The sequence below is a fragment of the Bacillus sp. Marseille-P3661 genome (genome assembly GCF_900240995.1).
Lineage (GTDB): Bacteria > Bacillota > Bacilli > Bacillales > Bacillaceae_J > OESV01.
The window spans coordinates 299,155-322,124 of sequence record NZ_LT965956.1 but is presented as its reverse complement, the minus strand read 5'-3'; the positions used below and the strand labels follow the sequence as shown (position 1 = coordinate 322,124).

The window sequence follows — 22,970 nt, the reverse complement described above, 5'->3', positions numbered from 1 at the left end:
TACGAAAAAGCGAGGGGAAGAAATGGATGAATGCTTTCAAAGGTAAATTTCGGTTAATTAGTTTATGTGTAGTAGTCAGTTTACTTCTTTCAATTTTAGCTGCTTGCGGTGGGTCTGAGACGTCTAGTGATGCCAAACCATCTAATGAAGGGGAAACACCAAAAGCAGAAGAAAAGAAAGGTCCGACAACTCTAGAAGATTTCGCACTCTATGAAGGAGCAGACCGTCATGATTTATTAGTTGAAGCAGCAAAAAAAGAAGGAGAACTTATGGTTTATACATCTGCACCTATGCCAGATGCACAAAAACTTGGAGCAGCATTTGAAGAAAAATATGGGATTAAGGTAAACATTTGGAGAGCTGGGTCGGAAGATGTACTTCACAGAATCATTTCTGAGGCGAAGGCTGGCAAACATACTTTTGACGTAGTTGATACAAATGGCGGAGAATTGGAGGCACTTCATCGCGAAGGCGCACTGCAAAAAGTAAATTCTCCATATCAAGCTGATTTAATTCCAGAAGCTGTTCCTGAACATAAAGAATGGATTGGAAATAGAATTAACATCTTTACACAAGCCTATAATACAAACTTATTAACTGAAGAAGAACTACCAAAAACATGGGAAGATTTACTGGATCCAAAATGGAAAGGTAAAGTAAGCATTGAGGCTGGAGATTTAGACTGGTTTGCTGGGTTAATCGGTGAATTAGGTGAGGATAAGATTCAGTTATTTAAAGATATTGTTGCTACAAATGATGTAACTGTAAGAAACGGTCATACATTACTAACTGAGCTTGTTGCATCAGGCGAAGTTCCGTTAGCACTTACGATTTACAATTATAAAGCTGAATCTATGAACAAAGATGGAGCGCCTGTGCAATGGTTCTATATTGGAGAAAAGGCAATCGCACGTCCAAATGGTATCGGGGTATCAGGATTTGCTCCACATCCAGCAGCAGCAGTTCTGTACTATGACTTTATGATTAACGAAGCTCAAGAAATGTTACTGGAAATGGATTTTGTTCCAACAAGCACAAAGGCGGAAACTAACTTAAATGATATGCCAATGGAATTTATCGATCCGGCAGTAATTTTAGATGAGCATGCAAAGTGGAAAGATCTATATGAAGAGATTTTTATTAACAAAAAATAATAAGCAGAACAAATCTTTATTTAGATAATATTCTGACCTGCAAGCTGTTTTAGATGCTTGCAGGTCAATTAATTGAATCTTGCAGGAGGTTAACTATGAGTTCATATATTGCAAACAGTGCAAGTTCGCTCGAATTTGCTGAAAGGGAAACACAAGGTTGGAAGATGTTTATTGGCGGAAAATGGGTAGAAAGTACATCTGGAAAACGATTCGTTACCATTAACCCCTCCACAGGTAAACCAATTGCCGAGGTGCCAGAAGGAAATGAAGAAGATATTACACTAGCAGTAAATGCTGCGCACCAAGCATTTCCAGCTTGGAAAAAATTGCATGTAGATGAAAGAGCGAGCATACTAAAAGAATTCGCCAAAGAAATACGAAACTGGGCTGAACATTTTGGAATGTTAGATGCATTAGATAGCGGTAATCCATATACTGCGATGGTCGCTGATGCTAAAAAAGGTGCAGGTTTGCTTGACTTTTTCTCAGGATTAGGGATGGAAATTAAAGGAGAGACGATTCCAACACCTGGAGGGGGATTAGACTATACACGTCTAGAGCCTTTTGGAGTGGTTGGTCGTATTTTGCCTTTTAACCATCCTATTTCATTTGCTGCGGGGAAAATTGCTGCCCCACTTGTCGCCGGAAATACTGTTGTGCTTAAGCCTGCAGAGCAAACACCGCTCAGTGCTCTTCTTTTAGGAAGACTTGCTGAAAAGGTATTGCCACCAGGTGTACTTAATATTGTAACGGGAGATGGCCCGGTATGTGGCGCAGCATTAGTTAAACACCCTAAGGTATACAGAATTGCTTTCACTGGCGGTGTAGATACAGGAAAAAAAATTATCTCACAGGCTGGAATAAAAACAGTTTCACTCGAATTAGGTGGTAAAAATCCATTGATCATTTACCCAGATGTAGATATCGAAAAAGTAGCATCGGCTGCGGTTGCAGGGATGAATTTTTCTCGTTCGCAAGGGCAGTCTTGTGGATCGAATTCCCGAGTATTTGTTCATGAATCAATTAAAGAAGAATTTTTAAATAGGGTAGTTGACAAGGTGTCTAAAATAAAGTGTGGGTTAGCGGATAAACCCGAAACCGATATGGGGCCAGTCATTACAAGAGAACATTATAATCGCATATTGTCATTTATAGAATCTGGTATTGCCGAAGGTGCTAAACTGTTAATCGGAGGAAAGCATCCGAAAGATCCTGAACTAGCAAATGGTTTTTATATTGAACCCACTGTTTTTTCAGAGGTCAAACATGGCATGAAAATTGAACAGAAAGAAATATTTGGCCCTGTTATGAGTGTCTTATCATGGAGTGATGAACAAACGATGCTCCAACAAGTAAATGATGTTGAATATGGTTTATGTGCAAACATTTGGACTAATGATATTTCTACAGCCTTACGTATGGCGGAAGAAGTAGAAGCAGGTTATATCTGGATTAATGGACATGGTGGTAAACGATATAAAGGTGCTCCGTTTGGAGGTTTTAAGAATAGCGGCATTGGCAGGGAACACTCGACAGATGAGTTATTAAGTTACACACAAGTTAAAAATATAAATATATCCTTTTAAACTTAATTCCTACTAATCGTGGAGGTTAAATATGAAGTATGGATCAGATTTAATGGCTGAATTAATCGCTTCTTTAAAAATTCCCTATATTGCATTTAATCCAGGTGCTACATTCAGAGGACTTCATGATTCATTAGTCAATCACCCGTCGTGTGAAATGCCTGAAATTATTGAATGTACGCATGAAGAAATTTCTGTAAGCGTTGCCCATGGATATGCGAAGGCCACCGGAACTCCAATGGCCTCCGCACTCCATAATGTTGTTGGTTTGCAGCATGCTTCTATGGCGATTTATAATGCATGGTGTGATCGAGTTCCCATCATGTTATTTGGTGGAACAGGACCAATGAATGTTGAAGATCGAAGACCAGGTACCGATTGGATACACACCGCTTTAATTCAAGGTAATATCGTTCGAGATTATGTTAAATGGGACGACCAACCCTCATCGCTTCATAGTTTACAAGATTCGATATATCGGGCATATAAATTAGCAATAACCGAACCTACAGCTCCCGTATATGTTAATTTTGACGCAGGACTTCAAGAACAAGTTATCCAAGAAACAGATACTAATCAATCGTTATTATCTCCTGATTTACCTGACCCAAAACCATATGTCAATACTGAATCACCGGCTCCATCTTTAGAGATTGTCAAGAAATTAGCAGATGTCATATCAAAAGCATCATGGCCAGTTATTGTAACAGATAACACTACCCGCTCTAATAAGGCTTTTGATTTGTTACAAACATTGGCTAATAAGTGGGCAATTCCAGTCATTGATAAGGGAAGCCGATTAAATTTACCAACCAATCATTTTATGAATTTATCTTATGATAACCACAACGTTTTAGCAAAGGCTGATGTTGTCATCGCGTTAGATGTATTAGATATTTATGGTACGGTTTCAAAAACTGATCGTGTGAATCGAACAACTCAATCTGTTCTCCAATCTGATGTTCGCGTTTTTCAAATAGGATTAAAAGATTTTTTGGTTCGATCATGGTCGCATGATTTTCAAAGGCTGTTTCCTACTGAAAACAATGTGTTAGCAGATACCAGTTTTCTTTTAGAAATGCTATTAAATGAATTAAATTTATTAAAAACAGATTCTATCATTCAGGCTATACAAGCACGTTATCAAATTATCAAAAATTGGCACTTGGAATTGCGTGAGACGTGGGAGCAACGAGCAAAACAGGAAGCGAATACCAATGAACTTCTTTCATCACCAGGTCTGGCTTATAAAGTTTGGGAAACAATCAAGGATGAAGACTTTATTCTAGCTAATGGGAATTTACAAGGTTGGACTCACCGTATCTTTACAATGGATAAAAACCGCCAGTACTTAGGGAAAAGTGGCGGTGGTGGCCTAGGCTATGGTATAGGCGCAACAATTGGAGCCTGCTTAGCACATCGGAATACAGATAAACTAATTGTGAATATTCAATCAGATGGTGATTTATTATTCACTCCTGGAGGATTATGGACATTAGCGCATCATAAATTGCCTGCGTTAATTATTATGAATAACAATCGTTCTTATTACAATTCAGAGGAGCATCAAAAAACGACTGCTCGAAAGCGGGGACGTGATGAAAAACGAGCAGTGATTGGGACATTGTTGGAAGATCCAAACGTCAATTTTGCACAACTAGCTCAATCTATGGGTGTAGTTGGAATAGGACCGATTGAGAAACCTAGTGATATTGATGCAGCCTTGAAAAAGGCGATACAAATCATTAAAACTGAAAAGCGTCCAGTATTAGTTGACATTATAACGGATAAAATGAGCTATAGATGATGGGATATGAAAGTTTACTAATATCAGACTCTTTATATGCAATCATATGAAATTATTAATCACTTAATAGAACATAAGTAGTTTTTTTATAAAAATAAATTCGTTACAATTTAATTAGAAGGAATATTCAGAAAACAGGAGGTCGTTACATGTCTTCAAATGCACAAGTCTCAGAAAAGTTAGCTAAAAAGTTCTCTACAGAAAAAGTATCTGCTTATGAAAAATGGGTAAAAAATGAAGGATTAGATATTATTGCAGCACATTATATTCCAGATCTTCACACTACTGAACTAAAGCCATGGGCAAGAAGAGGGGGGTACGGTGTTTATATTAATCACGAAGCATCAAGAACCTCTAATGATTGTTACATTTGCGAAATTCCCGAAGGAGGTAAACTAGCACCACAACGTCAACTATATGAAGAGATGATTTATGTTTTGGATGGAAAAGGTTCAACAACGGTTTGGAATGATGAGGGAAAACGAGTAACCTTCGAATGGGGGAAAGGCGCTTTATTCGCAATTCCACTAAATGCCTGGCATCAGCATTTCAATGGCTCTGGCCAAGAAAGAGCTAGATTTCTAGCAGTTACAAACTCACCAATTGTGATCAACACCTATGATGATCATGAGTTTATCTTTAACACGGAATATGATTTCAAAAATCGTTTTAATGGGGAGCCAGACTACTTTAGTAACGAAGGGGAACAAAAAGGATTATTGCTTGAAACAAACTTTGTAGCTGATACAAGAAAGCTCCAACTCATTCATGCTAAAGAACGTGGCGCAGGTGGAGGACATATTCGTTTTAATTTAGCGAAGGGCTCTATGAATAGTCATATTTCTGAATTCCCAGTGGCTACGTATAAAAAAGGTCATCGCCATGGTCCTGGCGCCCATGTTATCATCCTTGGCGGCGATGGTTACAGCTTAATGTGGCCAGAGGGTGAAGAGCCTAAGAAATACGATTGGAAAGAAGGTAGTATGATCGTACCACCTAACATGTGGTTCCACCAGCACTTTAATTCTGGTACAACTCCAGCTCGTTATTTAGCCTTAAAATATGAAGGCGTTGCCTTCAGAAATGCTCAAGGTGTTCCTAAAGCATGGATTAGTAGACGAATTGGCGGAGACCAAATTGATTATGCTGACGAATCACAAATTGTTAGACAAACATTTAAAGAAGAGCTTGCCAAACATGGATTAACACCACAAATGGACGAGGCTTATAAAAATGAATTGGAAGACCTACCACCAAAGCCAGCAAACTTTCAATCATAATAGATAAAAGTTAGGTGCCGGTGTACGTTTTTGTACCCGGCCCTTAGTGTTCTGCGTTTCTTAAATTATGGCTCTGTTCAAGTTGCCTATTGGGGCTAATCAAGGCACTTCCGCTTTTCAATCAAGGAGATGAAAATGTCAATGAAAAAAAACAAGATTGTAACTGTAACCCAAGAAGATACAAGACATCAATACTATGATACACATCATCACCATCATCATGATCACGACCATGATGACCACGATCACCACCATAATCATAGTCACGACCATCATGACCATAGTCACACACACCATAATCATAGTCATGACCATCATGACCATAGTCACGCACATCATAATCATAGTCATGATCATCATGACCATGAGCACGACGATGAAGACCACGACCACCATGGACATCAATATGAACACGATGAACAAGTGGAATTAAATCCATATAGAAATGGTCTATGGTTAATGGACAATATTGAACTGACTTCTGTTGGTATTGATATTGGTTCATCTGGTACACAAGTTATCTTCTCTAGACTTCATCTACGTAGAATTGGCGAAAGTTTAACTAGTCGATATGTAGTGACATCAAGGGAATCATTCTATCGCTCACCAGTTAAACTAACACCTTATTTAGATGAAAAGCATATCGATGATCAATTATTAGGGCAGTATATAGATGAATTCTATGAGCAATCCGGAGTTGATCCAGAAAAAATAGATACTGGTGCTGTAATTCTTACGGGCGAGGCCATGCGAAGAGAAAATGCCAAGGGAATTGCGGATGTTCTATCGGATAAAGGCGGAAACTTTGTGTGCGCTACTGCAGGTCATAATATGGAGGCACTGTTAGCAGCTTATGGATCCGGTGCAGCCAAAACCTCATATGAGGAAAAGAAAAAAATATTGAACATCGATATTGGTGGTGGCACAACAAAATTGGCAATAGTTGAGAATGGGAAGGTTCTTGAAACTGCTGCAATCTATATTGGTGGACGTTTAGTCGTTGTTGATGAAACAAATACCGTTGTTAGACTAGATCCTGGTGGAAGGGCTATTGCTGAAAAAGTAGGTTTGTCGATCGAAATAGGAGATGTAATAACGAAAGATCAACTAGAAGTTATGACAAAATGGATGGCGAATTCTATTTTCTATTCGATTTTTGAAAACAATCCAATGTCTGATACGGATTCACTTTATTTAACTTCTAGATTAACTCAGCTACAAAATATTGATGCAATCATTTTTTCTGGCGGTGTTGGCGAATATGTTTACGAAAAAGAAGAGCAAGAGTTTGGTGATTTAGGCAAACTATTAGGTAAAGGTATAAGAGAAATCATAAACTCAGCCGATTTTCCATATCCAATAGATGATGCGAAGGAATGTATTAGAGCAACTGTGATAGGTGCATCTGAACACAGTGTACAAGTTAGTGGGAACACAATTTTTATTACAGATTTTGATTTATTACCAAAAAGAAATTTACAGGTGATCCATCCTGATTATCAGTTTACACCAGAAATAGATGCAAATGAAGTTTCAGCTGCGATTAGGTCACATTTTGAGCGCTTTGACTTAGTCGAAGGTGAAAAAGAAATTGCTTTAGCTTTTTCCTGGATAGGTGTTCCTGCTTATGAACGAATCAACAATTTTGTAAAGGGAATTATCAATGCCATACCGTCAACGATTGAACAGGGTAAAGACATAGTGATCGTGTTAGATGGCGACATCGCTAGCACGCTGGGACATATTTTAAAGGATGAGTATGGTTTAAGTAATGATGTGATTGTCATAGATGGAGTTCAGTTAAAGGATTTTGATTTTATCGATATTGGTAAGGTTCTTTATCCATCTGGAACGGTTCCAGTGACAATTAAATCACTTTTATTTGAAATGTAGATAAAACATATAATTATGTTACTCAAAATAAAAAGTCAGAGATGTTCCATATAAAGAAACAGTCTCTTACAAGCAGTATTAATGAAGAGTATATTTATAGAAAAAAGTAGGAGGAGTATATATGGAACAGGCTTTTATTAGAGATGCTAACTATTTAAAGCATTTAAAAGGTAAAACGATAGGGATATTTGGATACACAAATGATAGTAAGGAAGAAGCCATTTCATTAGTAAACAATGGTATTCAAGTTATTATTGGGTTACGACCTGTTGATGATGAATGGACAAATGCTGAACAAGCTGGTTTTGATGTTCGCAGCTTGGAAGATGCAGTGGAAGCATGTGACATTGTTCAAGTTTGGTAATAGATATTATTCATAGAAGGAAACGGGGCAACTCATTGTTGTCCCTTAAGCTTTGTTTAAGGCATGTTTATCAAGTTGTTCCTAATAATTACACACATCTAGATATCTTCATTCACTCTTTTGTAAAGTATCTGATATCAAAGAAACGGAGGATGATAGATGGAAACGGTTATAAATAATGAAAAGAATATTATCCAAGAGTCAGAGCCAACAAAGGACCCGGCATTTTGGGGAATCTGTTTGGGGCATACATTTACACATTGGTATCCAGCTACTTTTTATATCTTATTACCATATTTAGCATTGGAATATAATTTTAGTGCAACACAAGCAGGATTATTAGTGACTGTTATGTATATCGCAAAATCAATTGCCAGTATGCCGATTGGTGCGCTTACAGATATGACAACAAAGAAAAATCTCCTTATGACAATTTCTCTAACCCTTGCAGGCATACCATTCTTATTTATGGGCTTTGCTAATTCTTATCTTGTTATTATGATACTTATCATTATTATGGGGATTGGAAATGAAATGTGGCATCCGGCTTCATTTTCAACCTTATCAAAGCTTTACCCGAAACAGCGTGGGTTTGTTTTTGGATTTCATGGCATGGCGGCTAACCTTGGAGATTTATTAGCGCCGGTTATTATTGGAGCTATATTAGTTTCTTTTAGCTGGCGTGAAATTAGCTACTTAAACATAATTCCTGGTATTTTAGTCGGCGTTATTATTATGTTTATGCTAAGGAAAATGAAAGTTAACTCTAATACTAATAAGAAAAAAACAGAAGAAAAAACAAGCTTTAAAGATTATCGCGAAGGATTGGGTGAATTATTTAAAAATAAAGCAGTCTTGCTTATAGCATTAGCTAGTGGTATTCGTTCCATGACACAAAATGGCTTAATGACTTTCTTGCCTCTTTATTTAGCAATCGAACTATCGCTATCGCCATTTTTGGTTGGCTTATATATAACAATAATGCAAGCTGGAGGCTTAATAGCTGCTCCGATCGTTGGTAGAATATCAGATAATACCGATCGAAGAAAAATTATTTTCTCAGGCATGATTATGACATCGGTTCTTGTAGTTGCTGTAGTCATTATCCAAATCAATTGGCTGCTCATTGCTACTATGGCTATTTTGGGATTCTTTTTATATTCGTTGCGCCCTGTTATGCAAGCATGGATTATGAGCAGTACAAAAGATAAAGTGGCTGGTACTACAACAAGCTTACTTTTCACGACCCAAAGTGTGCTTGCAGCACTATCTCCATTAATTGGTGGTGCTCTTGCTGATCAATACGGCTTTCAGGCAACATTTTACTTTATCGCGGTAATTATTTTATTAGGAAATTTAGTTATAGCTTTTATACCTAAAACCGTGGAAACACAGTAATGGATCCTATTTTACAACCCCTCACTATAATTCCTGGTGGGGGTATTTTTATGACCTGTGAAAAAAGTAGAAATTGTCACTTAATTTTCATATTTGGACTTTTTTTGTCGAACGCTTTCAATGTTAAAATATACCTATAACATTGAAGGGGATGTTAGTAATGAATTTAATCAACATTTTTAAATTTATTGTTAGGTTGAATCACTTGAGTGCACCAGATTTAGAAAAGATAGGAATTCCATCAACAATGTCGGATAGAGCGTTACAATTAATAAAAAAACAAAATCGTATAGATTAGCATAAATGGTTAAACCCACTAAAATGCAGATGAAATTTTGCACTTTGGTGGGTTTTATTTTGTAAAGGAAATTTCTTAACATTAAGAACTATATTGACAGCAATAACCATTTAAATGTTTAATAGTATAAAGTTAAAAAATTAGAAAATTATAAATTTTTTATATATTATTTAAAAATGTTCCATATATGAGAACGTCAATATTTTTCCCCTTCAACAGTAGTGTAAATTGATATTTATAAAATAATAGAAAAAAAGACTAGGAAGAGGTGAGTAATAAATAGTTAAATATGGGTAGTTTATTCTAAAAAAATAATGGCGCATTTTTAAGAAACTATAAAATGAAAGGTGTGGTGTGTGTGAAGAGAATTTTTTCTCTATTAATGGTATTTTCAATTATTTTTTTTATTGTAGGCTGTTCAGGTTCAAATACCAGTTCTTCGAATGAAAATAACTCGAGTGGGACAAGCAACGAAGGTAAAACGGAGAGCTCAGGACCAAGTTATCCAGAACGGGAAATTACATTAATCGTTCCTTATAGCCCGGGTGGCGGATATGATACAGCTGCTAGAATGCTTGCACCCTATTGGGAGAAGTATTTACCAAATGATGTAAGTATAGTAGTTGAAAACAAACCAGGCGGTAACGGTAATATAGCATTGGGTGAATTAGCAACAGCTGGTACAGAGGGGTATACTGTTGGATTAGTTAATATACCTGGTCATTTTGTAAATCAAGTACTAGGAACTGCAAGTTACGATTTAACAGAACTGAATTATATTGGTAATATTACAAAAACAATCTATGTTGCTGGTGCTTCTAAAAAATCGGGCTATACAACTTTAGAAGATTTCCAAAATGCTGAGGAAATTATTGCTGGTATTACAAACATTTCTTCAACAGATGGACTTGGGGTTTTATTATCGGCTGAAAATTTAGGAGTTAATGTAAAAACGATCAACCATAAAGGTAGTACTGAAGCAATCTTATCTGCAACTCGTGGCGATGTAAATTGGGTTCAGTTTCCAGTAGAAAGCCTAAGCAGTCAATTTGATTCAGGGGAAATTCAACCTTTATGGGTATACAACAATGAAAGATTACCAGAATTACCGGATGTTCCTACTATTGCAGAATTAGGTCACGAAGAATTGTTAGACTCTATTGCGATGTACCGAGTTATTGCAGCTCCTCCAGGAACACCTGACGATATACTAACGATACTAAGAGAAAGTTTTATGAAAGCTGTTAACGATGAAGAATATAAACAAAAAGTTGAAGAATCTGGAGCACTTTGGAATCCAGGTGATCATGTGCAAGTAGAAAAGGCTGTAAATGATTCATTAGAAATGTTAAAGCCTCACAAACAATTATTAGAAGAAAATAGTTAAATTTCTATTATAGTAGAAAAGGATGTGGCTTAATGATTGAATACATTATCCCAGTATTAGTTGATATGTTAAGTTGGCCATCCGTCCTTTTCCTTGTGTTAGGGTCATTAATTGGTTTAGTATTCGGCATTTTGCCTGGATTGGGAGGGCCACAAGTTCTGGCCCTTTTACTTCCGATGACCTTCACAATGGAATCCAACGATGCCATTGTACTGTTAATAGGTGCTGCTGGAGCAGTTGCAATAGGTGGTTCTTTAACAGCAATATTAATTGGCACACCTGGTACTCCACAAAATGCTGCAACAGTATTTGATGGATTTCCATTAACAAAGCAAGGAAAAGCAGGTCAAGCAATAGGGGCAGCAACAGCGTCATCTGTTCTAGGAGCTATTTTTGGAGCAGTGATTTTAACGATTATTTTACCTGTTGGTAAATATGTAGTTTTAGCGTTTTCTTATCCTGAATACTTCATGATGGCATTTATGGGTTTAGCAATGATAGCTATTCTATCACAAGGATTATTATGGAAAGGCATTATTGCAGGTGGCGTCGGGTTAATGGTTTCATTTATCGGGTTTGATCCTGTTACAGGTGAAACTAGATATGTATTCGGTTCTCAATATCTTTGGGATGGAGTAAAATTAGTTCCTGCTCTGATAGGATTATTTGCTATTTCTGAAGCGATGTCCTTGTTTGTCACAAAAGGAAAAATTTCAAATGAAAAAGTAAATACGTCCTATAGTGGTGTAAAGGAAGGCATTTTGGCTGTATTTAAGAATTTCGGGTTATTTATTCGCAGCTCTGTCATCGGAACTATTATCGGAATTATTCCGGGTGTTGGAGGAGCCGTTTCTAACTTTCTAGCCTATGGTCAAGCAGTTTCAAGTACAAAAGGTGAAAGTAATTTTGGTAAAGGTGATATTCGAGGGATTATTGCACCTGAGGCATCAAATAATGCTAAAGATGGCGGAGCGCTTGTCCCAACTTTAATCTTTGGTATTCCTGGAAGCCTTGAAATGGCGGTATTATTGGGAGCGCTTACTTTACATGGAATACAACCAGGTCCTCGCTTAATGCTAGATCATGCGGATGTGGCACTAAGTCTTATTTATGCATTAGTTTTTGCGAATATTATTGTTGGTATCGTTGCAATTTTTGCAGCAGCACCATTAGCAAGACTTACTCAAATTAATACGGTCTATATTGCCCCTGTTATCATGGTATTTGCTATATTAGGTTCTTACGCTGCAGAAGGAATGATCGGGGATGTTATTGTAACAATTATCTTTGGGATTATTGGTTTTGCAATGAGGATGTATGATTATTCAAGAGTTGCATTAGTTATTGCGCTTGTTCTAGGAGAAATGATGCAACAAAGTTTCCACCAAACATTAGATTTACTTGGTCCAACAGGATTTTTCACACGACCAGTTTCCTTGATCTTATTCTTAATTACAGCATACATGTTCGTACGGCCAATTATTAAAGCTGTTAGTAAAAAAGGAGGGACAAAGGATGATAAATGGTCGAAACCTGTTTAATTTACTATTATTGATCAGTATGCTTGTAATGGTCATACTTTCATTCGATTATAATCCAAAAGCAAGATTGTTTCCATTATATGTAGGGTTATTAACGTTTGTAATGTTATTCTGGCAGTATTTAGTAGACCAGTTTCCTTCTATTAAGCAAAAATTTAATTTTACAAAAATCGAAAAAGAGACTGTTCAAGAAGAAAAGAGTGAAGAAGTTTCAGAGGGTAAAACATGGGCTGTTGCATTACAATGTATAATTGCTATGGTAGGTTTTACAATCTTACTAAAATTCATATCCTATTTAATAGCAGTTCCTATTTTTTTAGTTTTGTTCATATGGTTAGTCGGGAAGGCAAAGTTTATTCGCGCGCTTTCTATTTCAATTATAATGTCAGGATTTATGTATGTTCTATTTGATTTAGTATTACATGCAAGAATATAGGAAGGAGGTTGATTGGATGAATCATACTCAATTGAAACAAGATGTTGCAAACGTTATTAAAATGTTAGAACGAGCTGAACATATTGACTTTAACGGACATGCAAGTGTAAGAGTTCCAGGAACAAATACAATTTTTATTAATGAGCGTAAGTCAAGCAGGAGTTCTTTAACGGCCGAACATATCATTCAAATTGATTTCGATGGTAATGTAGTGGAGGGAAACGGGGAACCACCTAATGAATTTCCTTTGCATACGGAAATTTATCGTAATCGTGATGATGTAAATGCGGTTCTACACACTCATCCAAAATGGTCTACCCTTTTTACAATTACAAAGGTTCCGCTAAGACCAGTGATTATACAAGGTGCTGTTGTTGGTGAAGTTCCTATTTTGCAAAAATCATATTCTATTAGTAATAAAGAAATGGCACTAGAATTAGTAGAAACACTTGGTAGTAAAAATGCAGTGTTAATGAAGGCACATGGCGCTGCTTTAGTAGGTTCGAATCTACAAGAAGCGTTTGCTAGAAGCGTATTTCTAGAAGAAAATGCTTATCGCCAATATATGGCAAGTCAAATAGGATATGCACATTCATTAGACGATGAAGAGATAGAGTCAATGTGTAGTTTCATTTGGCAGCCTAAAAATATTCAAAAGGTTTGGGAGAATCATCTTAGCAAATTAAATCAATAGCATTAATAAATAGTTTAAAAAGCATCCAATCTAATTTTGGATGCTTTTTTAGTTTTACAAGTTAAAAAAGCAATCGCGTAATTAAAATTAGAATTCATACTATTCTGTCAATTGATTTATAATTATATAAAGATCATAACTGTATATATCAGGTTTTTAAAGACATTATTAATTTTCCAATTACCGATCTATTCTATTCTTATTAGAAATTCTGATTCAAAGAATTAGATGAAAGAAGGTTTATAAAATGTCAAATGATTCTCAAAAATTAGAAGCTTTTATTAACCATCGAGAAGTAGGTTCTGATACTTATTTCGACGTAAAAAATCCTGGACTATTCTCTGAGACTGTTGGTAGGGTTGCTTATAATAGTGTTAGCAATGTAGATCAAGCAGTTATAGCAGCAAATAATGCTTTCGTAAGTTGGAGTGGTTTAGATGTAAAGGAACGAATTAGTTTAGTCCAAACTGCAGCTGCTAGAATTCTAGATGATGTTGAAACATTAACACATACGTTAGTTAAAGAAAATGGAACTGTAATTCGAGAAGTGAAGACAGATTTTCCAAGAGGAATTGCCTATGTTCAAAATACAGCTAATATTGTTAAAAAATTTTTAAAACCCCAAATCGTTGAAGACGAAATAAGCTGGATGAGCATAGAGAAGATCCCTTTGGGTGTAGTTGCGATTATTATTCCATGGAACTCTCCGGTAAATTTAGTTATGGGTAAACTAGGTCCTGCTTTAATGACAGGAAATACAGTTGTTATTAAGCCTTCACCAAATTGTCCTATCTCTGTTTCTTTAGGATTAAAGAAAATGGCAGAATCGTTACCTCCAGGTGTTATTAATGTTGTCCAAGGTGACATCGAAGTAGGCAGAGCATTAACTGAGCATGAATTGGTGAGAAAAATTTCATTTGTAGGTGGCATTGAGACAGGAAAGGCAGTAATGAAAAGTGCCGCATCTTCAATAAAAAGAGTGAGTTTGGAGTTAGGAGGAAACGATCCTGCCATTCTATTAGATGATGTAGACATACAGGACCGGATTCCAGATTTAATAACGGGTATTTTTTCTCGAGCAGGTCAGGTTTGTTATGCCGTAAAAAGAGTTTATGTACCCGAAGGTATTTACGAAAAGTTTTGTGATCAATTTTGTCAAGCTGTAGATGAGTTTATCGTTGGATATGGTTTGGATGAGCGTGCCACACTAGGGCCAGTGAATAATAATAGACAATATTCACATATTAAAAGTTTGATAGAACGTTCTAAACAAAATGCCACAGTAGTTGAATTGGGAAAAAAATTAGACCCTTCTGGCTGGAATGATGGTTACTATATTTTACCTACTGTGATCCGTGATGTTGATCCAACAGCAGACATAGTTGTGAATGAACAATTTGGACCTGTGATTCCGATCATTAAATACTCATCAGAGGAAGAAGTAGTTAAGATGGCAAATAACACTAAATATGGCCTTTCTTCATCTGTTTGGTCAAGAGATCGTGACAGAGCGCTGAAGATTGCTCGGCAGATTGAAGCAGGCTCTACATTCATAAATAGTCATTCACGCAAATCTTCAGGACCAAATATGCCGTTTGGAGGAGTTAAGGAAAGTGGAATAGGTAGAGACCGCTCCGAAATTGGACTCGCAAACTATATTGATTACCATTCTATTCGATATCTTAAGGAGCTTTTATAAATAGATGCAAATTAATTAATAGGTTGAATTTTAGGAGGGAGTAAATGAAAGCGGCAGATTATTTGGCTAAAGCTATTGAAGAGCTTGATATACCCTATGTGTTTGGATTACCCGGCAGTACTGAGGCCCCTTTTCTTCAGACTTTAAATGAAACACGTTCATTTGAATACATTCTAACTTTACATGAAAACGTGACAGTTGCTATGGCTGATGGCTACGCAAGGGCAAGCGGGAAAGTTGGAATTGCCAATTTGCATACTACAGTTGGAACTGGTAATGGTATAAGTCAATTATATAATGCAAGCAGGGATCGCTCTTCATTGGTAGTGCTTGCTGGTCATAAAAGTACAGATATTTATAATAGAGACGGTTTTTGTACGATAGATCATTTACCAAACCTGACTAAGTCTATTACTAAATGGAGTGGCGAATTAGAAAACTCTACCCAAATTGTAGATGATTTTTATCGAGCAGTTAAAATATCCAAATCATCTCCAATGGGGCCCGTATTTTTATCACTTCCGGAAAATTTGTTAGGCCGTGAAATTGAACATCCTTTAGTTATTGATCCTGAACGGAGAGTTTTACCTGTTAATGTTAGTCCACTACCATCAGATATCAAGCACTGTTCGGAACTCCTTAATAGCTCCAATCGAGTTGTTATTATTGCTGGGGATGATGTAGCCCATACAGATGCAATTGAATGTCTCGAAGAAGTTGCCCGAAAACTGAATGCAGTGGTATTGCGGGAACCAAGAAGATCTAGTACCAAATTTACATATTCAACTGAAAATCCTCATTTTTCTGGTGAGTATGCTCCAAGTCACCCAGCAGTTAAGGAAGCGGATTGTATTTTTGCAGTTGGTTGTCGTTTATTTGTAGAATTCGGGCTGCCAAAAGCACCTGAAATTCAGTCTAATATTACGATTATTCATGTGCATGAAAACCCAAATGAAATTGCCAAATTATATCCAGTTACATTAGGTATGGTCGGCTCCTCAAGAACGACATTGGAACAACTATTACCTTTGCTTAATACAGACCGTAATTCTTTAGAGTGGGTTAATAAAAATAGAGAAAAGTATCTTAGCACGACAGAGCGTCCACCTATTGATAACAATTCAAAACCAATGAAAGTTAGTGATGTGGTCTGTGTTATGTCAAATATATTGCCAGAAGAAGCTATTATCGTTGATGAAGGCATTCGATCTTCTAGGGCATTGCTAAAGCATTTTCCATTTCGTTATTCAAATTCATATCATACAACAAGTGGAGGTGCATTAGGGTGGGGAATTCCTGCTGCTATTGGAATTCAATTTGCTCAACCTGATAAACAGGTCGTTGCATTTATTGGTGATGGAAGTGCACTATTTACGATCCAAGGCTTATGGACCGCAGCCAAATATAATTTACCGGTTATTTTTATGATCTGTAATAATAAAACCTATTTAGCAGTTAAGGCTGCTATTAAAGAATATCGAAAAAATGTAAACGAACCTGAAACTTCCGAGTACCCAGCTTCATCATTAGCACATCCAACGATTGATTTTGTAAGTATTGCAAAAGGATTAGGAGTACATGGAGAAGTTGTGACAAACCTTTCGAAACTAGAATCTATTTTAAAAACAGCTATAAATAGCAAAGAACCTATTCTCCTTGATGTCCAAGTTGAGGAAGTGGAAGTATAGGCGTGGGGCACTTAGACAGTATCAGGTATTTAAATAATAAATACCTTTAAAGTAAAGTTTTATTATGTAGAAATTCCTAGAAACGTCAATTAATCCTAATAACTAAGTAAAGACGACAGTTATAACCTTGACTAAGTAATTTAAGCTATTTAATAATATATAAAAATAGTGATAGACCAAACTGGTCTATCACTATTTTTGTAATTAATGTTTAGAAAAGTTATTATTATTGATTTATTTCAATTGATACTCAGAACAAAATTCAATTAGAGAATGTAAAAAAACGATACTGTTGTTTCAGGATAGAATAAAGTTCATCTACGATTCGTATTGCTCCAATTATTATATATGCTTGTGGTAAAATATTACATAAAGTTTTTAGAATATTAAAAAGTAAAAAGGGGGCTACTGGGATGATGCCATCATTTTTTATTGCGCACGGTTCACCGCTTATTGCAATTGAAGATAATGAATATACACAGTTTTTACAGACGCTAGGGGGAACTTTTCCAAAACCGGCAGGGGTTGTTTTATTTTCAGCACATTGGGAATCAACTGTGCAATTGGTTAGTGATGTTAAGGAATATGATACGATCTACGACTTCTATGGTTTTCCTGAAGAAATGTACAACATAAAGTATCCTGCTAAAGGAAGTCCAACAATCGTTAAATATATTGAAGAAATGTTTGCCGCTAACGAAATACCATTTGAAACGGAGACGAAACGAGGTTTAGATCATGGAGCATGGGTAATATTAAAATTCCTCTATCCCAATGGAGAAATTCCCGTTATTTCAATGTCTGTCAACCCAAGTGTTACGCCTGAAGAACAATATAAAATCGGACAGTCTCTAGCTGAGTTAAGGAGAAAAGATATTCTAATTATTGGTAGTGGTGGAACTGTTCATAATCTCCGAGCATTAAGAAGGACTGAAACTAGCGGAAATGTAGATCCTTGGGCACTTGAATTTGACAATTGGTTAGCGATGAATTTAAGCAATTGGGATTTGAACAAACTATTTAAGTATGATAGTTTGGCACCCCATGCCGACTATGCTGTTCCACGTTATGGGAATGAGCATTTTATCCCGATTTTTTATGCAATGGGCGCTGCTGATCACGAAAGAACAGCAAAATTAATACACCGTAGCTTTCGATACGGCAATCTTAGTCATAGTGTCTGGCAGTTTGGCTGATTATAATTTGCGGAAAAGGAAGGTTTCACACAATAATCTTGTTAACTTGTGATTCGAATCACTAACGGTGAATTAAATACATGTTATTGTTTATATGAGAAGTATTATCAGTAAAAACAATAGATAAATAGCCAAGTGAGGAGAACCTACAATGAGCGAGATGATAAATAACCGAGAGCAAACACAAAACCCTAAAAGTTCCGATCGAGTGGAAGCGTTAAGAGAAATTTTTCTAGATCTTCAGAATGGAAAAGATGAAGCGGAGGTTAAAGCACGTTTTGATGAAGTTATTGGCATAGTAACAGTCGAAGAACTTTCACAGCTGCAACACGATTTTTCTGAGGCAAGTGGAGTTCCTTTATCCGACTTACAACATTTATATGGTGCGCATACGGAAATATTGAGGGGATCTGTAGAAGAGGTGAACCGCGATGAAAAACCTGAAGAACAACCTGGACATCCTATCCATACTTTTAAACTAGAAAATAAGGAGCTATCTAAGTTAATTAGTAAAATACAAGCACACTTAGCTGAATTTATAAAAGTAGATTCTGTTGAAAATATTTATAAGCTTATCGAAGATTGCAATCTATTACTAGATATTGATAAACATTTTAGTCGTAAAGAGAATTTAATATTCCCATATTTAGAAAAGTACGGAATTAATGGGCCTTCAACAAACATGTGGAGAATAGACGATTTTATTCGGGATTCCATAAAGGATGGAAAGAAAAAATTAGTAGATTATGAGGGAGACCAGCAAGCTGTTATTGAAAACATCCGCTATTTTATGAAGGAAGTATTGGATATGATATATCGAGAGGAAAATATCCTTTTTCCAATGGCGTTGATGAATTTAACAGAAGATGAATGGATAAAAATTGCCCGAGAAAGTGACGAAATTGGATTTTGCTTAACAAGTCCAGCAGCAGAATGGAAACCAGAGCGAAAAGACCTAGCTGAAAAAACAATCTCTGAAGGGTATATTAAAATGGAAACAGGTATCTTATCGTTAGCACAATTAGAGTTAGTGTTGAATCATTTACCTGTTGATCTAACGTTTATTGATAAAGATGATGTTGTCCGTTACTTTTCGCATGGTAAGGAACGTATATTTGCGCGTACTAAAGCAATTATTGGCCGAACTGTCCAAAACTGCCATCCACCGAAAAGTGCCCATGTAGTTGAAGCATTATTAGATGATTTCAAATCAGGAAAAAAAGATTCTGAAGATTTTTGGATCAAATTTAAGGATAAATATGTGTATATTCGATATTTCGCCGTCCGTGATGATAATGGAGCTTATGTTGGTACATTAGAATTCACCCAAAACATTGAGCCAATTCAGGCGATTGAAGGTGAAAAGAGGATCTTATCGTAGGTAAATTTAGTGATCTACCATACAATTAAGACAATAACAGCACGTAATTACAGAAAAAGGGTGTAATTACGTGTTTTTTATTTTTATTTTTAATAGTCTGTTAACGAATTGTATGTACATTTTTCCTACATTGTGTAGGTATACTATTTCCCCTTATTCTTATATAATGAAAACTAAATATTCCAAAAATTTTAATAAGTGGAAACTATTTGAATCGAGAAACAAGGTTCCAGTATAGTTGGAAATAAGCAATAAAAAAATGGGTACATAATATTTTCTTCGCACTATATTCAATCCTATAAAAATAGAAGGGAGCAGATGAACTTGACAGTAGATTTAAACTCTTTATCAGTATATGGTCTTCTTAAACGGGCTGCTTTGGGAAACGGCAATAAGGAAGCACTATTTGATTTGTCTTCACGTGTATCGTACGAAAAATTTAAATACGATATTGATCAGGTTGCTGCTGTTCTATCTTGTAAGGGCATACAAAAAGGTGATCGAGTTGCATTATCATTGCCGAACTGGTATGAAACCGCTACCATATTTTTTGCTACTGCAAAAATTGGAGCTATATTAGTTCCGTTTAATCCTAACTATAAGTCGCACGAACTCAATCATATTTTAACTAACTCAGAGCCAAAAGCAATTTTTATTTCTGATAAATTGATTCAAAATATCGGAATAAAAGAAATACAAACTATGGTTAATTTGGTCATAACTGTTCGGACAAAAAGTGAGCAGTGTGATTCGTATGAAGATTGGATGGCTTTGGATGTCCCTCAAATTGTTGAAACGGATATTGAAGTCGCGAATGATCTGTATTGTATTTTATATACATCTGGTACGACTGGTGTTCCAAAAGGTGTAATGGTTACACATCAAAGTGTTGTTCAATCGGCCAATACTCTTGCAAGTTCACTTCAGTGTTCAGAAAAAGATGTATTTATTATTGCTGCACCGCTTTTCCACATTTTTGGAATGGCTTGTAACTTATTTTGTTCAGTATCTAGTGGTGCACGAATGGTTCTTATGGAAAAATATGAACCACGTAAAATGCTACAAGTGATTGAGCAAGAAAAGGTTACGATTCAGCAAGGTGTACCGACCATGTTTCTAAAAGAACTTGAGTTAGACGATTTTGACAATTACGATCTATCAACTTTACGTGCTGGTATGGTTGGTGCCTCACCAATTCCGCCCCATAAAGTAAAAGAAATAAGAGACAGATTTGGTATGAATCTTTGTCAGTCTTTCGGTATTACAGAAACAGCGACTGTTACAATGACGCCATATCACGATAGTGAAGATAAGATCACTCAAACATTAGGGTTACCAATTCCTGGTGTAGAGCTGAAAATTGTCGATGAAAATCGAGTTGAAGTGGAGCCTGGACAAACAGGTGAGATTGCTATCAAAAGTTTTGGAAATATGAAAGGCTATTATAAAATGCCCGAAGAGACATCTAAGGTTTTAGCCGATGGCTGGTACTATACAGGCGACCTTGGAACTTTAGACAATGAAGGTTATTTATATTTTATCGGCCGTAAAAAGGAAATGATTATCCGCGGTGGTTTCAATGTATATCCACAAGAAATTGAAGAGGTCCTAAAAAAACACGAAACGATTTCTGAAGTTGCAGTTGTTGGTCTGCCTGATGAGGTGCTAGGTGAAATCGTTTGTGCAGTTATTAAATTGAAAGAAGGAAAAACAAGCAACGAAGAAGAAATACTTCAATTTCTTAAAGGGCAAATTGCAAACTACAAACTACCACAAAAAGTTGTGTTCGCTACAGATTTCCCAGTTACAGCAAGTGGGAAGATTCAAAAAATGAAACTACGTGAACAGATTGTGGAACAGCTGCGAGTATTTCCAAAGTAGTTAATTTAAAAAGTAAGTAAATGGAATTAATAGATTCAGATAAACAGATAAATTCAAAAGAGGTGCAATTATGAGTGATATTGTTATTTTAGAGGGCGCAAGAACACCATTCACAGAAATTTCAGGAACTTTCCGTGAAATAACTGCAACAAATTTAGGTGCAATCGCTGCGAAAGGAGCGATTGAAAAAGCTAATATTACTCCTGAGGAAATTGATCACGTTGTGTTTGGAAACGTTCAACAATCAAGTAAAGATGCACATATTCTTGCAAGACACGTAGGTTTACTTGCAGGTACACCTATCCCTGTTCCTGCATTAACGATCAATCGTTTGTGTGGTACAGGGGTCGAATCTATCTTAACAGCAGCTCGCTATATACGTACAGGTGAGGCAAATGTTGTGTTGGCTGGTGGAACTGAAAGTATGAGTCAAACTCCACATGTTATCCGTGGAATGAGATGGGGCAGCCCATTAGGCGCACCTGTAATTGAAGATTGGGTATGGGACGGTCTGTACGATACAGTAGGCGATGTTACAATGGCTCAAACTGCTGAAAACATCGCTAAAAAATACAATATTTCACGAGAAGAAGCTGATCAACACGCACTTTCAAGTCATCAGCGTGCAATTGCTGCAAGAGAAAAAGGGTATTTTGAACAGGAAATAGTTCCTGTTACGGTAAAGGGAAGAAAAGGCGATATAGTGGTCAATGCGGATGAACACATTCGTGAAACAAGTATTGAACAATTAAGCAAATTAAAAGCTCGTTTTATTGAAAATGGTGTTGTTACCCCGGGAAATGCTAGCGGAATGGTTGATGGAGCTGCTGCAGTAATCGTGGCATCTAGTGGTTACGCAGAGAAAAAGGGCCTGAAGCCAATTGCACGTCTTGTTTCTTGGGAAGTTATTGGAGTTGATCCTAAATATATGGGTATGGGTCCTGTTCCAGCCATCCAAGGAGCCCTAAGAAAAGCAAATCTAACAGTTGGAGATCTTGATTTAATTGAAATTAATGAGGCCTTTTCAGCACAATATTTAGCTTGTCAAAGAGAATTAGGTTTTGATGCTGAAATCGGAAATGTGAACGGTGGAGCTGTTGCTTTAGGACACCCTCTTGCAGCAAGTGGAACTAGAATTTCCACAACTCTTATCTATGAATTAAGAAGACGCAATAAGAAATATGGTGCATCTGCTGTTTGTATCGGTGGCGGCCAAGGTATTGCAGCTATTTGGGAAGCTTTGTAAAACAATGAACCCACATCATTCATGACAATGTATAAGAAAAC

The 22,970-nt window shown here is 36.5% G+C and carries 17 protein-coding genes; all 17 read left to right on the top strand.

Translation table 11 applies throughout. The annotated features are described in order from the left end of the window. The first annotated feature begins 26 nt into the window (after positions 1-26). The 17 genes from C1724_RS20520 (at position 27) to C1724_RS20440 (ending at position 22,929) form a co-directional block, all read left to right on the top strand. Complete coding sequence (locus tag C1724_RS20520; protein ID WP_102348634.1) at positions 27-1,154, top strand: ABC transporter substrate-binding protein; 1,128 nt, start codon at positions 27-29, stop codon at positions 1,152-1,154. 95 nt (positions 1,155-1,249) lie between these two features. Then, positions 1,250-2,740, top strand: a complete 1,491-nt coding sequence (locus C1724_RS20515; RefSeq protein ID WP_102348633.1) for an aldehyde dehydrogenase family protein — start codon at positions 1,250-1,252, stop codon at positions 2,738-2,740. A 31-nt stretch (positions 2,741-2,771) separates the two neighbouring features. After that, positions 2,772-4,547, top strand: coding sequence for a thiamine pyrophosphate-binding protein (locus C1724_RS20510; protein WP_102348632.1), 1,776 nt, complete (start codon positions 2,772-2,774; stop codon positions 4,545-4,547). 149 nt (positions 4,548-4,696) lie between these two features. Continuing rightward, a complete protein-coding gene (locus tag C1724_RS20505; RefSeq protein ID WP_102348631.1) occupies positions 4,697-5,827 on the top strand; it encodes a cupin domain-containing protein in 1,131 nt (376 codons plus the stop codon). 141 nt (positions 5,828-5,968) lie between these two features. Continuing rightward, on the top strand, positions 5,969-7,720 hold the full coding sequence (locus C1724_RS20500; RefSeq protein WP_258000479.1) for an ethanolamine ammonia-lyase reactivating factor EutA: 1,752 nt from the start codon (positions 5,969-5,971) through the stop codon (positions 7,718-7,720). Positions 7,721-7,841: 121 nt separating this feature from the next. Then, a complete protein-coding gene (locus tag C1724_RS20495; RefSeq protein WP_102348629.1) occupies positions 7,842-8,084 on the top strand; it encodes a hypothetical protein in 243 nt (80 codons plus the stop codon). A gap of 159 nt (positions 8,085-8,243) precedes the next feature. Further along, positions 8,244-9,482, top strand: coding sequence for an MFS transporter (locus C1724_RS20490; RefSeq protein WP_102348628.1), 1,239 nt, complete (start codon positions 8,244-8,246; stop codon positions 9,480-9,482). A gap of 656 nt (positions 9,483-10,138) precedes the next feature. Continuing rightward, positions 10,139-11,167, top strand: a complete 1,029-nt coding sequence (locus C1724_RS20485; RefSeq protein WP_180994372.1) for a tripartite tricarboxylate transporter substrate binding protein — start codon at positions 10,139-10,141, stop codon at positions 11,165-11,167. Between the two features lie 32 nt (positions 11,168-11,199). Next, on the top strand, positions 11,200-12,708 hold the full coding sequence (locus C1724_RS20480) for a tripartite tricarboxylate transporter permease (RefSeq protein ID WP_102348626.1): 1,509 nt from the start codon (positions 11,200-11,202) through the stop codon (positions 12,706-12,708). Then, positions 12,683-13,144 carry a tripartite tricarboxylate transporter TctB family protein gene (locus tag C1724_RS20475; protein WP_102348625.1) on the top strand — a complete coding sequence of 154 codons (462 nt, stop codon included), beginning with the start codon at positions 12,683-12,685 and terminating at the stop codon, positions 13,142-13,144. The genes C1724_RS20480 and C1724_RS20475 overlap by 26 nt, the downstream gene beginning before the upstream one ends. A 16-nt stretch (positions 13,145-13,160) precedes the next feature. After that, entirely contained in the window at positions 13,161-13,838 is a 678-nt protein-coding gene (locus C1724_RS20470; protein ID WP_102348624.1) for a class II aldolase/adducin family protein, read from the top strand. A 247-nt stretch (positions 13,839-14,085) separates the two neighbouring features. Next, positions 14,086-15,537: an aldehyde dehydrogenase family protein gene (locus C1724_RS20465; RefSeq protein ID WP_102348623.1), complete on the top strand. Its 1,452-nt coding sequence runs from the start codon at positions 14,086-14,088 to the stop codon at positions 15,535-15,537. A gap of 44 nt (positions 15,538-15,581) precedes the next feature. Then, positions 15,582-17,225, top strand: a complete 1,644-nt coding sequence (locus C1724_RS20460; protein WP_102348622.1) for a thiamine pyrophosphate-binding protein — start codon at positions 15,582-15,584, stop codon at positions 17,223-17,225. A gap of 413 nt (positions 17,226-17,638) precedes the next feature. Then, positions 17,639-18,421, top strand: a complete 783-nt coding sequence (locus C1724_RS20455; protein ID WP_102348621.1) for a dioxygenase family protein — start codon at positions 17,639-17,641, stop codon at positions 18,419-18,421. Positions 18,422-18,572: 151 nt separating this feature from the next. Next, positions 18,573-19,802: a DUF438 domain-containing protein gene (locus C1724_RS20450; RefSeq protein WP_102348620.1), complete on the top strand. Its 1,230-nt coding sequence runs from the start codon at positions 18,573-18,575 to the stop codon at positions 19,800-19,802. A 318-nt stretch (positions 19,803-20,120) separates the two neighbouring features. Then, entirely contained in the window at positions 20,121-21,683 is a 1,563-nt protein-coding gene (locus C1724_RS20445) for a class I adenylate-forming enzyme family protein (RefSeq protein ID WP_102348619.1), read from the top strand. 70 nt (positions 21,684-21,753) lie between these two features. Beyond that, positions 21,754-22,929: an acetyl-CoA C-acetyltransferase gene (locus C1724_RS20440; RefSeq protein ID WP_102348618.1), complete on the top strand. Its 1,176-nt coding sequence runs from the start codon at positions 21,754-21,756 to the stop codon at positions 22,927-22,929. Positions 22,930-22,970: the final 41 nt, after the last annotated feature.